Genomic DNA, 12,830 nt, shown 5'->3' with positions numbered 1-12,830 from the left:
CCTCCTTCGGTTAAGAAAATCTGTATAGCCTTACTATTTTATCGTAAAAAATACCCTCGGAGACGAGGGTATTTGCCTATACAAGGCCACCAGATGCGATTTAAGACTCTTTTTTGCTTTGCACGCCCTTGGCCCACTCGGCACTGGCCCTCATGGCGTTCTGGAGGGCCTCACGCAGTTTTTGGTCTTCGATGGGCGATACCTGGCGCTCGATCTCGGCGCGCTCGGCTTCATTCAGGTCGGCATGCGGCGCGGGCGGGCGCTCGGGCGCGACCGGGCGCAGGCGCTCTTTTGCCGCGGGCGGCGTGTGGCCGGGGCGGGTCGTCTTAAATACCAGGCCATCCACATGCGCGCCGGCACGCTCCATGCGTGCGCGGATTATCTCGCGCAAAAGTGTCATCTCCTGTGTCCACGAGGGCGAATCGAGATACACCAGCAGCTCGTTGGACTCGGGAAGATAACGTAGCCCCGTCACGTGCCGGCCCTCGCGCGTGCCCGAGCACACCGCGTTCCAAGCACGGTAGACCGTACGCGATTCCTCGGCGGCCTCCATTTGCGCACGACGCTCGGGCGTAGCCGACGCCAAGATGCGCTGGCGCTCGGCACCCAAAAAGTCACTGAAGGCAGCCGTGCCGTTCTCACGCTCGTAATTAGCATGCCTCACCCATGCTCACCACCTTGGCTCGATCAAGTAACTCATCGGTAAAGTATCCCAAATTGGTGGTGGTTATGACTGTCTGGATGTCGTCGCCGATCAGCTGCAAAAAAGCGGCGCGGCGATCGCCGTCGAGCTCGCTCATCACGTCATCCAAAAGCAGCAGCGGGGCGGTACCCAGAATATCGCGGGCTACGGCCACCTCGGCCACCTTCCAAGCCAGGACCAACGTACGTTGCTGACCCTGACTGGCAAACGAGCGAGCCGAGCGGCCGGCGACCGAAAACTCAACCTCGTCGCGGTGCGGACCCACGAGTGTCACGCCGCGGCGGATTTCCTCGTCGGCGCGCTCGTCGAGCGCCGCGAGCATGCGCTCGTATGCCCAGCCCCTCAGCTCCTCGCGGTCATCGGTCTGGGGCAGCTCTCCCAACGTGGACGCATAGGCCACATCGGCCTCCTCCCCGGACGCAACCAGCCCGTAGGCATTGCGCACGTGGGCGGCCAAGCGATCGAGCAGGGCCAAGCGGTGCACCAGCAGGGCCGATCCGGCGCGGGCAATCGACTCATTCCACGCACCGAGCATCTCACGGCAGCACCATGTCTCTTTGAGCAGGGCGTTGCGCTGCGTCACGCAGCGGCCGTAGGCGCCTGCCAGATCGGCATAGCGGGCGCTCAGCTGCACACCAAAGTCGTCGAGCGCGGCGCGACGCACGCTGGCACCGCGCTTAACCATATCCAGATGATCGGGGCAGAACAAAACACTCGGCAGCACGCCGCGCACACCAGAGGCGGCACATCGCTTGCCGTTGCGGCTAAACGAACGCTTACCGTCCTCCACGCATAGGCCCATGTCCAGCACGCGGCCATCGCCCTCGAGCCTAAGCTCGGCCTTGCACAAACCCGTGCCGTCGTGCACAAGCTCGACGGCAGTGGAATGCCTAAACGAGGCGCCGCTCGTTAGCAGCTGCAGCGCCTCTATGAGGTTGGTCTTTCCCGCCGCGTTGGGCCCCGCGAGCACCGTCACGCCATCGCTCAGTTCCAGGCGATAGCTATCGAAGCTGCGGTAGCGCGCGACGGAAAGATCGCGGGCGAACATGGCCATAGGGCGCCGCTAGATGCGCACCGGCATGACCAGGTACAGATAGTTGATCTTGTCGTAGGACTTAAAGATGCCGGCCTGCGAGTAGCTCTTGAGCTCCAGCGTGATCTCCTTCTCCTTGGACAGGGCGTTGAGACAGCCAAAGATGTAGTGGTAGTTAAAGGCAATGGTGCCCGACTCGCCCTCGGCCTCGACGTCGATCGTCTCCTGCGCCAGATCCTGGTCATTGGAGATGGAGGACAGGCCCATCTGGCCGTTCTCGACATCGATCTCAAACTTGACGGCGGGGTTGGCGCTCGCGATGACCGCCACTCGCTTGAGGGCGGCATTAAAAGCCGCCACGTCGATCTTGACGCTCGTTACGCACGAATCGGGGATGAGCTGCTTGTAGTTGGGATACATACCCTCTATGCGGCGCGACACGTAGGTGGTGTTGCCGGCTTCAAAGACAACCTGTGTGTCGGTGGCACCGATCATAATGGTCGCCTGGCTCGCCATGATGCTCAGGGCGTCGTTGAAGGCATCGGCCGGCACGTTGAGCTCAAAGGAGCCCTCGAGCGTCGAGGTCTCCACCTGCGTATCGCACACGGCCAGACGGAAGGAGTCGGTCGCCACCAGGCGCACGGTGTTGTTTTCGACTCTCATATGCACACCGCCCAGGATGGGGCGGGCCTTGTCGGTCGAGGTGACGCGCCACACGCGGCTGACCATCTCGGACAGAATGTCGGTCGGGAGCTCAACGGCGCTCTCGATGGCATAGGCCGGGAACTCGGGGAAATCGTTGGCATCGAGCGTATTCAGGCGGAAGGAACTCTTCTCGCAACCGATCAGTACCTGGCGCTCCGAAAGCTCAAAGGTAACTGGGGCATCGGGAAGGGTCTTGGTGATGTTGGAGAGCATCTTGCAGGGGATTACCATCTCACCTTCCTCTTCCACATGTGCCGCGATGCGGTGACGAATCGAGATAGTGTAGTTAGAGGTCTGGAATTCCAAGATGCCGTCTTGTGCCTTGATGAGCACGCCCGACAGAATAGGGAGGGTGGATGCCGAAGCGACACCCTTCATGACGACGCCGATTGCTTGCGTAAGCGAGCTCTGGCTGACGGTGAACTTCATCTTTTAATACCTTTCTATAGATATAAATATCTTAATAATAGTAATAGTACTGACGAAACTGTTGATTACTCCCAAACATGCAGGTCAAACCTAAAAAGAGAATCGACAGTTCCCTGTGTGCAACAGGGGTCGTTTTCCACGTTCAAAACCTGCGCAAAACTTTTCATCGGAGCGGGCTGGGTTTTAGACACCTTATGCCCGCGGTTTCGACAAGTTTTCAACAGGTGTGCCTATTTCCCTACGAGCGCAGTGTAATTTTGTCTCGTAGCGATTTGAGGTCCTCGGTCACGGTCCGGTCTTCCTGAATCATCTTCTGGACTTTTTTGTAGCTCGTGCTGACGGTCGAGTGGTTGCGGTTGCCAAACTCCGCACCCACGGCGGTGGTTGTCATCTCGCACATCTCGATCGCTAGGTAGATGGCGATATGGCGCGCCTTGGCGATATTGGCATTGCGGCGCGGACCAATGAGCTCCTCATGCGTCACGCCGTACTGCTCCTCGATAACAGACTGAACTGTCTGCACGTTGATCTTTTTGGCCGACGTGTCGAAGTACTGGCTGGCGATGGCATCGATGTCGTCGAAGCTCAGCTCGCTACCCTCGCGCTCGCGGTCGCCCGCCTCCCCGGCGCAGCGCTCGCAGAAGCTCTCGAGCTCACGGATGTTGGTGCCCGATACCTCCGCCATGTGTTTAAAGTGCTCGTCAGTCAGATGTCCGCTGTCGCCACCGTAGGCCGCCAGCAGCGAGTCGTCGCCCGCCTCGGGCGCCGCCGCGATCGTGTTCTCGTAATAGCGCTGCAGAATCTTGTACTTCATCTCGTAGCTGGGCTCTGCTACCAAGCAGAGCATGCCGGCGTTAAAGCGGCTGGTCAGGCGCTCGTCCATGTTCAGGTCCTTGGGCGCACGGTCTGCGGCAATCACGACCTTCTTGTTGTTGCGGATAAACTCGTCCATGAGCTGGAAAAAGTAGTCCACGCTCGCGCGTTTGCCGATGATGTTTTGGATGTCATCGATGATGAGCACGTCCACGCCGTGGTATGCCTGCATGATGGGGGCGTTACTCTTCTTTTGGCGGTCGAATTCTGTCATCAGATCATCGATGTATGCCTGTGAGTTGGCGTATTTCACTTTGATCTCGGGCGACTTCTCGGCGAGCTCGTTTTTGATGGCGAGCAGCAGGTGGGTCTTGCCTAAGCCCGATTTGCCATAGATGAACAGGGATGTGCAAGTACCGCGTTCGTCTGCGAGTGCGGCGAATTTAAGCGCCGAACGATAGGCGTGGCTGTTTTCGGGGCCATAGACAAAGTTTTCGAAGGTGAATTTTGAGTTGGCCACGAGGGGCGCGCCATCGGCGTTCTGCTCGCCCGGCGCAGCAGCCGCAGGCACGCTCACAGGCGATGTCGAGACTGGTTTTGCGCTCCTGGCGGGTGCCACGCCCTTCATCTGATTCATCATGCGGCGGAAATCGTCGGCCGACAGCGTGTTTTTGATCGCGATGCCCGGTTCTTCGCCCGGCGCCGCGTCGTGCGCGACGGGCATGTGTGAAACGCTGGGCGCGGTTGCTACCGGCACGGCTGTTGCGTGGGGCATGGTTTCACGGGAAACATCGCCCGCATTGGTCTCCGGAGCCGCCACGGGGGCGACGGTCGTCAAAGGGGGAGTGACGGGTGCCGCCCCTGTGGCGCCTGTCGTGGGACCCTGCGGGGCCACGATGTTGAGCGCGATCGGCGCAAAGGCAATCTCTTCTAGGTAGTGCTCGATAGTCGGCTGGTGCTTTTTGAGCTGCGCAATGGCAAAGCGCGACGGTGCCTCGATGGTCAAGGTGTCCTCGGTCAGGCTCACGGCACGCGATTGCCCCAACATGTTGATGAGGCGTGCATCTTGGCCGTCGCGCTGGCAAAAGGCGATGGCATCCTCCAGGATGATGCTTGCTTCCTCGTCCACTGTCTCTCCCGTTCCTTAACTTTGGGCACGCACGCGAGCGCTGCCGAGTTCGGTCAGATGGTATTTCTGACCGTGTTTGATTACCAAGCCGGCCTGCGCCAAGTCATTGAGTGTTCGTGACCACGTGGGCGCGGAGTTTCCAAATGCTCGCGCCAAGTCGGTGGCGCCGCACTCTTGGTTTTGAGCCAGATATCCCAGCGCCGCGTTGCCGCGCTCGCTCACAAATACGTCCGGTTGCGGCTGTGCGTATTGATTCGCCGCATTAGGATACATCATTTGAGCTGCTGGTTGTTGAGAACTCTGCATGGTTGGCATCGGCTGTTGAAAACTTTGCGGCCACTGTTGGTATGGCTGCGGCGGCATCTGCTGGGCCCAGGGATGGTACGGCTGCGGCATCTGCTGATACGGCTGCTGATAGCCCTGGGGATACTGCTGCATATATTGCTGGGAGTATCCCTGCTGCGGCATATATTGTCCCGGATATGCCTGCGGGTACGGTTGGAAGCCCATCTGCCGAGCTCCTTGCATGCCCGTCACCTGCTGCATCGCGGCTGCATCCAAATCGGCCGGGACCATGGACTCTGCCGAGCCTCGAGTTGTCGTCTGTCCCGCGGGCTGGGGGTCCTGCATGGGCGGCATGCCGGGTTGATGCATCTGCTGCGAAACCATGGGCCGTTGCAGTGGGGACGCGGCCATGGTTTGCTGCGGAGTCATCATTGCTTGCTGTGGAAATGCTCCCGGCAGTGGGTATTCCGACCCCTGGGCCTCGGGGCGCACGGCTGCCCCGCGCCCTCCCGCGCGCTCAATTTCCTGCACGCGCTTGGGGTCGAGGCTCACCGTGACGACGGTGCCGTTGCCCATGTTATCTTCGATGGAGACTGCCCCGCCGGCGTTTTCCAGGTATTCCTGCACCATGGGAAAACCTGCCCCGGTGCCGCGTATATACCGCTTCATCTTGCTGTTTGCGCTGGTGACGCCAAAGTCGAAGGCGCGCTCTTTGTCGTCGATGCCCGGACCTTGGTCGGCAAAGCGGATAGTTTCCCCGCCGTCCAGGATCGAGATAATGGGCTCGGCAAAGTGGGCGTGGATAAAGTTTTCGACAATCTCGCGGATAACCATGAGTGAGATGTGTCCGCCTTGCTCTTTCATGCACTGGTAGACGGTGTTAGTCGTCTCTTCCAGATACGTGCGGATGTCTTGCGGCTCGATGACGATCACGCGCGGGGTCGAAAGCATGTCGTCATAGACGGCGATGCGCGCCGCATACATGGTTTTCGGTGTCTGTTTCGATGTCTGCTCGCCCTCTTCGCGCTCTTCGCGTACGCCGTTGATGTGCTCGTTGTCGGGTGCCGGGTCACCGGAATCGACCATGGTGTAAAAGTCGTCAGACATGCCGCTCGCAATCTTTCAAAAGGTTTCGGATAAATAGTAGCTCACCGCGCAATGTTTCTCATCTTTCGACAAGTTTTCAAAACATGTTGAAAACTTTGGAAAATGGACGAAAAGTTCTCAACATTGCCAACATGACCTGTCGAAAACTCGGTGAAATATCGTGAAAAGTTGGAGTCATACTCAAAAACTCATCCGGCTTATGGCGGAACCGTGTGAACTGCGCAACCTTTTACCTTTGATTTCTTGACATTTGAACATTGATTTCCCTACAATCTTCAAGCTCACGTGTCTATATCTGCGTCCGCGCCCTCGCGGACACTCGAAATGCAGCAGGAGGAACTTAAGATGAAGCGTACGTATCAGCCTAATAAGCGTAAGCGTGCCAAGACCCATGGCTTCCGTGCCCGTATGGCCACCAAGGGTGGTCGTGCCGTGCTCGCCCGTCGCCGCGCCAAGGGCCGCAAGCGTCTCACTGTCTAGCAGCGATACACACATCTCGCATGAAGACTATTAAGTCTCGGCAAGATTTCGAGCATGTGTTCAGTCAGGGGCGTCGTTTCAATCATCCTCTGATTCGAATGACCATATGTGAATCGGTTGGCGAAGGCGACTCTGGAAGGGTCGCCTTCGTTGGTGCTAAACGACTCGGTTGCGCAGTTGTGCGCAACCGTTCTAAGCGTGTGATGCGCGAGGCCGCCCGCAGCTGCGGATTTCCCGTTGCGGGTTATGACATCATCTTGTTCGCGACCCCCAAGACGAGGATCTCGTCGCCGGAGGAAATGAACGAGGCATTGCGTTCGCTTGTGATACGCGCCGGCGTTGCCGGGGAGGAGCGATGAGCAATCACGTTTTGCGACGTGTTGCCATCGCTCCTATTCGCATATATCAACAGGTTATTTCGCCCTTATTGCCTGACGCCTGCATTTATTATCCAACGTGTTCTCATTACGCCGTCCAGGCTATCGAGAAATACGGTGTTTGTAGAGGCTGCTGGCTTGCCGTGAGGCGCATCGCTCGCTGCAATCCCCTGCACGTCGGCGGTTATGACCCTGTGCCCTAGCGGGCACTCGCTATCGGAGGAAAAATTACATGTGGGATTGGATCGTTAACATCCTTTTCGAGCTGCTCAAGCTCATCCAGACCTTTGCGGTCGACTGGGGCCTGTCCATCATTATCCTGGTGGTCATCGTCCGTCTGCTGCTGACGCCGCTCATGCTCAAGTCGACCAAGTCGACGGCCCGTATGCAGGTGCTGCAGCCCAAGATGCTCGAGATTCAGGAGCGCTACGCCGACGATCCCCAACGTCAGGCCGAGGAGATGCAGAAGTTCTACAGCGAGAACAAGTTCAATCCGCTGTCCGGCTGCCTGCCGCTTCTGATTCAGATGCCTATCCTCATCGCCCTGTTTACGCTTCTGCGCAACCTGCCGCAGTACTTTAACGAGGGCACCTTCTCGTTCTTCAACATTCTGCCCGATCTGACTACCACGCCGAGTGCCTCTTTTGCCGATGGCTTTATGGTCGCACTGCCTGCGCTGGTTTGCCTGATTCTGTTTGCTGTCCTGACCCTGATTCCGCAGCTGTACATGTCGCGCAATCAGACTGGTCAGCAGGCCCAGAGCATGCGCATGATGGCCGTCGTCATGACCGTCATGATGCTCTGGATGGGTTGGAGCCTGCCCGTTGGTGTTCTTTTGTACTACGACGTGTCTTCTGCCTGGCAGGTCATCCAGCAGATCTTTGTGACGCAGAAGGTTATCGAGAAGGCTAAGGCCGAAGAGGAGGAGCGTCTTAAGAACGCCCCGCTGCAGGTTGAGGTCACGCGTCGCGAGAAGAAGCCGCGCCCGCACAAGAAGAAGTAGCGGTATAGTAATCTTATTTAGGTACCTAACTTTTGGAGTACGTTATGTCTGAAGAGATCGTCGAGGATATGCTTGAGGAGGTTGCCCCGCAGGCCGCGGGCGATTATCTCGAGATTGCACAGCGCTACAAGGCTGGTGAAGAGCTTACGGACGAAGAGCTCGACACCATTGCCGATGTTGCGATTTCTATTCTTCGTTCCATCCTTTCGCATTTCGACGCCGCCAACTCTCCTATCGATGAGTATGAGGGCGACGAGGGCGAACTGATTCTTGATGTAACGGCTCCCGACCTTGCCGTCCTTATTGGTCGTCATGGACGCACCCTTGATGCCCTTCAGGTTATGTTCTCGCTGTTGGTGAGTCGCAAGCTTGGCTTTAGGTATCCGGTCGTCGTCGACGTCGAGGGATATAAGAGCCGCCGCCAGGACAAGGTTGCCTCTATGGCTCAGTCTGCTGCCGAGCGGGCAGTGCGCACTCACAAAAGCGTTTCGCTTCCGCCCATGAATGCCTACGAGCGCCGTCTGGTTCATATTGCTCTTCGCGGCAACGACGCCGTCGACACGCATTCTGAGGGTTCTGACCCCGATCGTCATGTTGTGATTGTTGCTCGATAACCTAAACGAGCTTATCTTAAGGGGGCGTGGTTTCCACGTCCCCTTTTTTTGTCAAAAGTTCTTGATACACTGATTTTTGTCAGATAGGAGTTTGTCTTGTTTGTACTAACCGATGAGCAGACAAGCCAGATGCTTGGTCATCTAATTTCGTATTGCGAAGACTATTCTTTGAAGGTCTCCAATGATGCCCTACGCTCCTGTATTGAGCATCTTGATCTTGTTTTGGAGGCTAATAAGACCACCAATCTTACGCGCATCCTAAATATCGAAGATGCGGCTGTTCTTCATATTCTTGATTCGCTTGTGTTGCTTCCCTATATAGACATAGCTCCAGAAGGCGCGTTGTTAGACATGGGTACTGGTGCTGGGTTTCCTGGTATCCCTTTGACAATTGCTAGCGGACGTAAGGCTACCTATATCGATTCGGTTGGCAAGAAGGTTGATGCCGTCAACTCATTTGTTGAGGCTCTCGGTCTCAAGCATGCTCACACGGTTCATGATCGTCTTGAAGAATATGCCCGAAGCCATAAGAAACAGTTTGCTGTTGTTACTGCTCGTGCACTTGCACCGTTACCAGTTCTCGTCGAGTACGCTTCACCATTTCTAATAGATAGTGGTCTCTTTGTTATTACTAAGGGAAACCCGTCAGACGTCGAACTTCAGTCTGGTCTAAATGCCGCTACCATATGCGGGTTCACCACGCTTATGACAGATGATTTAGATTTGCCAAATGGCTTGGGTCATCGCGAGTTTATCATTCTAAAAAAATCTCGTCCGGCATCTATTTCGCTTCCACGTGCTAATGGCATGGCGAAGAAGAATCCGCTTGCCTAGATGTTTCACGTGAAACATAATGGATAGTAATTACTTGTTATGTTTCACGTGAAACATAACAGATGATGAATCGGAATGTTTCACGTGAAACATCCTCCGTTTAACAGCTTAAAATACACCAGGAGGGACCGTGGGATTTCGCGACGTTAAGCGTTCAAAGAGCGCAAAAGACACGCGTATCATTGCAATCATCAATCAAAAGGGTGGTGTGGGTAAGTCCACCACAGCAGTAAACCTTGCAGCAGCACTGGGTGAACAGGGTCGAAAGACGCTGATTGTCGATTTTGATCCACAGGGTAATAGCACGAGCGGCTTTGGAATCGAAAAAGAAGAACTCGATAACTGCATCTATGATGCATTGCTGAATGATGTTCCGGCAGAATCGCTTGTTCTGGATACAAATTGCAGTAAGGTATTTGTAATTCCGGCTACTATCCAGCTTGCAGGTGCCGAAATTGAGCTTGTGAGCGCAATTGCACGAGAAACACGCTTAAAGGATCTGCTTGAGCCTGTTAAGGATGAGTTTGACTTTATATTTATCGACTGTCCGCCTTCACTTGGCTTGTTGACCATTAATGCGTTGACGGCGGCGGACAGTGTTCTGATTCCGATTCAGTGTGAGTATTACGCACTCGAAGGTGTCACCAAGCTGCTTGAGTCGATGAAGATGGTCAAAACACGCCTAAATAAGAGCCTTGATACCTATGGCGTGCTTATGACGATGTATGATTCGCGAACATCGCTCTCAAATCAGGTTGTCGAAGAAGTGCAGTCGTACTTTGGCGATAAGGCATTTAAGACCTTGATTCCGCGTACGGTTAAAATATCAGAAGCACCGTCGTTCGGTGAGCCGGTAATTACGTATGCGCCGCAAAATAAGGGTGCAAAGGCGTATATGAACCTTGCCAAAGAGGTGATCAAGCGTGCCTAGTCCTAGGAAGCGTGGCGGTTTGGGTCGCGGACTCAATGCATTGGTCTCCGAAGCAGAATATGAGACCGGTGGATCTGCGACGTCCGCATCCAATACTGCTTCGGAAACTAAACTTCCAATCGAAGATATCGTTCCGAATCCCAACCAACCCAGAATTCATTTTAATGAGACCGAGCTTCGAGAGTTGAGTGAGTCGATTCAGGAGCATGGTGTTCTTCAGCCACTTCTTGTACGCAAGCACGGTAATGGCTATGAGATTATCGCGGGTGAGCGCCGTTATCAGGCTTCTAAGCTCGCTGGACTTGAGGAAGTTCCTGTCATCATAAAAGATGTTGATGATGAACAGATGCTTGCGCTTGCATTGATTGAAAATTTGCAACGCTCTGATCTCAACCCCGTCGAAGAGGCTAAGGGGTATCGACAGCTCATCGATGCGAGTGGTATGACTCAAGAGGCCTTGTCGAAGGCTGTCAGCAAGTCTCGCTCCGCAATCACCAATTCGCTGCGCCTACTTGATCTTCCAGGGGTTGTTCAGCAGATGATCTTTGAAGGTAAGCTGACTGCTGGCCATGCTCGTGCAATTCTTGCAGTTCCATACGAAGATGCACGCATTAAGTTAGCTGAGAAGGTTGTTGCAGAAGGATTGTCCGTCCGCGCGACAGAAAATCTTGCTCCGTTGTTTTCTGCCGGAGAGACACCAAAAACGCCTCGAACCGCAACGCCTCAATCCTTTAAGAAGGCGGCACGCGTTCTGCGTCAGGTGTTTAACACGAACGTTCGCGTAAAGAGCTCGCGCGGCAAGAACAAGATCGAGATTGAATTTAAGGATGAAGAGGAACTCTCTCGCATTCTTGGCGAAATCATTCAGTTTGATCAAGGAGGTCAGGATGAGGAATAAAGTTCTGACTGCTGTCGCTTTGGCTGCAACTGTTGCAGTTGGCGCTTTTGCCGGTTATAAGATTGCGACAGATGATGAATTGCGTGGTCGTTTACTTCGTGGAGCGCAGGATATCGTTGATACCTCAAAAAAGAAAATGGATGTTATGACTGAGGATGTTGCCATGCGTACGGCTCAGATGACTAAGAATCCCAAGATCAACCAAGATTGGGTTAATCATCAATGGGAAATTGTAGGCTTTTAGGTACCTAACAATGACTCATCTATTCTGAAGGGTTCCTTGTCTGATCACCAGTACAGGGATCCCTAATATCGTCCTAAATAATGCTGGACAATCCTATGATGCAGATAATCGATGAATATGAAACAGCCCCGGTTGCAATTAAGCAACCGGGGCTTTCTGATGTTTCACATGAAACGTTTGGGCTGGTCTCCCCTACGCGTTCTTCTGAACTTTGAAACGCTGCTTGAGTTGGCCACAAGCCGCATCGATATCGTTGCCACGAGAGTTGCGGATCGTGGTCTCGATACCACGGGACTCAAGACGGCGTTGAAGGTCTTCTACCTTATGGATCGGTGACGGCTTGAGCGGGCTGCCCTCAATATCGTTGAGCTGAATCAGGTTGACGTGGCACAGCGTGCCCTCGCAGAAGTCGCAGAGTGCCTGCATTTCGGGGTTGGTGTCGTTGATGCCCTCGATCATGGCATATTCATACGTCGGACGGCGGCCGGTCTTCTCGGTGTAGAGCTGCAGTGCCTCGTGAAGGCGCAGGAGTGTGTATTTCTTAACACCGGGCATGAGCTTATTGCGTGTGGACTGGATAGCGGAGTGCAGCGAGACAGCTAGGGTGAACTGCTCGGGAATGTCGGCAAACTTACGGATGCCAGGAATAACACCGCTGGTAGACACGGTGAGATGGCGCGCTCCAATGCCGATACCGTCGGGGTCATTAAGGATGCGCAGCGCCTTAAGAACCTCATCGTAGTTGGCAAAAGGCTCGCCCTGGCCCATGAACACTACGCTTGTCGCGCGCTCGCCAAAATCATTGGAAACGTGAAGTACCTGGTCGACGATTTCCTGGGCGGTCAGCGAGCGCCTGAGGCCGTTGAGACCGGTAGCGCAAAAAGCACAGCCCATTCCGCAGCCGGCTTGGGTGGATATGCAGACAGAGAGCTTGTTACGACGGGGCATGCCGACGGTCTCGACAGAAATGCCATCGTGGTACTCGAGTAGGTATTTACGAGAGCCGTCCTTGGACACCTGCTTGGTGAGCTCGGTCGGCGTGTCGAAGGCAAATGCCTCCTTTAACTGCTCGCGGAAAGCCTTGGGAAGGTTGGTCATATCGTCAAACGAACAAACGTTCTTCTCAAAAACCCATTCAATGAGCTGCTTCGCGCGGAAAGCGGGCTGGCCGAGTTCGGCCACGAGCTCGCGAATATCGTTTTGGCTCGAGTCGCGAATGTCCTGAGATTTAGTCCTGGGATTCAT

Annotated in this window: 15 protein-coding genes; 9 read left to right on the top strand and 6 right to left on the bottom strand. The window is 55.1% G+C overall.

The genetic code is table 11. The annotated features are described in order from the left end of the window. Positions 1-100: 100 nt before the first annotated feature. The 5 genes from ACTQXM_RS03730 to ACTQXM_RS03710 all read right to left on the bottom strand — a co-directional run bounded on the left by ACTQXM_RS03730 (position 101) and on the right by ACTQXM_RS03710 (position 6,204). A complete protein-coding gene (locus ACTQXM_RS03730) occupies positions 101-664 on the bottom strand; it encodes a DciA family protein (protein WP_441537041.1) in 564 nt (187 codons plus the stop codon). Next, positions 651-1,757 carry a DNA replication/repair protein RecF gene (recF, locus tag ACTQXM_RS03725; protein ID WP_441537040.1) on the bottom strand — a complete coding sequence of 369 codons (1,107 nt, stop codon included), beginning with the start codon at positions 1,755-1,757 and terminating at the stop codon, positions 651-653. The genes ACTQXM_RS03730 and recF overlap by 14 nt, the downstream gene beginning before the upstream one ends. Positions 1,758-1,766: 9 nt before the next feature. Beyond that, on the bottom strand, positions 1,767-2,870 hold the full coding sequence (gene dnaN / locus ACTQXM_RS03720) for a DNA polymerase III subunit beta (RefSeq protein ID WP_427729028.1): 1,104 nt from the start codon (positions 2,868-2,870) through the stop codon (positions 1,767-1,769). A gap of 238 nt (positions 2,871-3,108) precedes the next feature. Further along, on the bottom strand, positions 3,109-4,812 hold the full coding sequence (locus ACTQXM_RS03715) for a DnaA ATPase domain-containing protein (protein ID WP_441537039.1): 1,704 nt from the start codon (positions 4,810-4,812) through the stop codon (positions 3,109-3,111). Positions 4,813-4,827: 15 nt separating this feature from the next. Then, the gene (locus ACTQXM_RS03710; RefSeq protein WP_441547606.1) at positions 4,828-6,204 is read right to left on the bottom strand and encodes an ATP-binding protein; all 1,377 of its coding nucleotides are present in this window, start codon (positions 6,202-6,204) and stop codon (positions 4,828-4,830) included. 345 nt (positions 6,205-6,549) lie between these two features. Here ACTQXM_RS03710 and rpmH point away from each other — a divergent pair, with 345 nt between their 5' ends. The 9 genes from rpmH (at position 6,550) to ACTQXM_RS03665 (ending at position 11,585) form a co-directional block, all read left to right on the top strand. Beyond that, complete coding sequence (rpmH, locus tag ACTQXM_RS03705) at positions 6,550-6,684, top strand: 50S ribosomal protein L34 (protein WP_019127408.1); 135 nt, start codon at positions 6,550-6,552, stop codon at positions 6,682-6,684. Positions 6,685-6,704: 20 nt separating this feature from the next. Next, the gene (gene rnpA, locus ACTQXM_RS03700) at positions 6,705-7,043 is read left to right on the top strand and encodes a ribonuclease P protein component (protein ID WP_154516785.1); all 339 of its coding nucleotides are present in this window, start codon (positions 6,705-6,707) and stop codon (positions 7,041-7,043) included. Then, positions 7,040-7,264: a membrane protein insertion efficiency factor YidD gene (gene yidD / locus ACTQXM_RS03695; RefSeq protein WP_154516787.1), complete on the top strand. Its 225-nt coding sequence runs from the start codon at positions 7,040-7,042 to the stop codon at positions 7,262-7,264. The genes rnpA and yidD overlap by 4 nt, the downstream gene beginning before the upstream one ends. Positions 7,265-7,293: 29 nt before the next feature. Continuing rightward, on the top strand, positions 7,294-8,064 hold the full coding sequence (locus ACTQXM_RS03690) for a YidC/Oxa1 family membrane protein insertase (protein ID WP_441056460.1): 771 nt from the start codon (positions 7,294-7,296) through the stop codon (positions 8,062-8,064). Between the two features lie 44 nt (positions 8,065-8,108). Then, complete coding sequence (locus ACTQXM_RS03685; RefSeq protein ID WP_154516793.1) at positions 8,109-8,678, top strand: Jag family protein; 570 nt, start codon at positions 8,109-8,111, stop codon at positions 8,676-8,678. Positions 8,679-8,774: 96 nt separating this feature from the next. Then, positions 8,775-9,512, top strand: coding sequence for a 16S rRNA (guanine(527)-N(7))-methyltransferase RsmG (rsmG, locus tag ACTQXM_RS03680; protein WP_441537037.1), 738 nt, complete (start codon positions 8,775-8,777; stop codon positions 9,510-9,512). A 130-nt stretch (positions 9,513-9,642) separates the two neighbouring features. Then, positions 9,643-10,443, top strand: a complete 801-nt coding sequence (locus tag ACTQXM_RS03675; protein ID WP_427729019.1) for a ParA family protein — start codon at positions 9,643-9,645, stop codon at positions 10,441-10,443. Positions 10,444-10,462: 19 nt separating this feature from the next. Continuing rightward, positions 10,463-11,341 (top strand): ParB/RepB/Spo0J family partition protein, encoded by an 879-nt coding sequence (locus tag ACTQXM_RS03670; protein WP_441537036.1) that lies wholly within the window; start codon positions 10,463-10,465, stop codon positions 11,339-11,341. Beyond that, positions 11,331-11,585, top strand: coding sequence for a hypothetical protein (locus ACTQXM_RS03665; protein WP_441537035.1), 255 nt, complete (start codon positions 11,331-11,333; stop codon positions 11,583-11,585). Before ACTQXM_RS03670 ends, ACTQXM_RS03665 begins: the two co-directional genes overlap by 11 nt. Before the next feature lie 192 nt (positions 11,586-11,777). Here the strand turns inward: ACTQXM_RS03665 and rlmN are convergent, their stop codons facing one another. Further along, positions 11,778-12,830, bottom strand: coding sequence for a 23S rRNA (adenine(2503)-C(2))-methyltransferase RlmN (gene rlmN / locus ACTQXM_RS03660; protein WP_441537034.1), 1,053 nt, complete (start codon positions 12,828-12,830; stop codon positions 11,778-11,780).

This window comes from Collinsella sp. LCP19S3_D3 (genome assembly GCF_052121455.1).
Classification (GTDB): Bacteria; Actinomycetota; Coriobacteriia; order Coriobacteriales; family Coriobacteriaceae; genus Collinsella.
Note: the sequence above shows the minus strand (reverse complement) of the source record. Positions and strands in the feature narration are given on the sequence as shown.

Bases quoted from the DNA above. Each gene is read 5' to 3' on its own strand.
- rnpA (WP_154516785.1), top strand. From the start codon at position 6,705: ATGAAGACTATTAAGTCTCGGCAAGATTTCGAGCATGTGTTCAGTCAG.
- rlmN (WP_441537034.1), bottom strand. From the start codon at position 12,830: ATGAATCCCAGGACTAAATCTCAGGACATTCGCGACTCGAGCCAAAAC.
- ACTQXM_RS03665 (WP_441537035.1), top strand. From the start codon at position 11,331: ATGAGGAATAAAGTTCTGACTGCTGTCGCTTTGGCTGCAACTGTTGCA.
- ACTQXM_RS03690 (WP_441056460.1), top strand. From the start codon at position 7,294: ATGTGGGATTGGATCGTTAACATCCTTTTCGAGCTGCTCAAGCTCATC.
- dnaN (WP_427729028.1), bottom strand. From the start codon at position 2,870: ATGAAGTTCACCGTCAGCCAGAGCTCGCTTACGCAAGCAATCGGCGTC.
- rpmH (WP_019127408.1), top strand. From the start codon at position 6,550: ATGAAGCGTACGTATCAGCCTAATAAGCGTAAGCGTGCCAAGACCCAT.
- ACTQXM_RS03685 (WP_154516793.1), top strand. From the start codon at position 8,109: ATGTCTGAAGAGATCGTCGAGGATATGCTTGAGGAGGTTGCCCCGCAG.
- recF (WP_441537040.1), bottom strand. From the start codon at position 1,757: ATGGCCATGTTCGCCCGCGATCTTTCCGTCGCGCGCTACCGCAGCTTC.
- ACTQXM_RS03710 (WP_441547606.1), bottom strand. From the start codon at position 6,204: ATGTCTGACGACTTTTACACCATGGTCGATTCCGGTGACCCGGCACCC.
- yidD (WP_154516787.1), top strand. From the start codon at position 7,040: ATGAGCAATCACGTTTTGCGACGTGTTGCCATCGCTCCTATTCGCATA.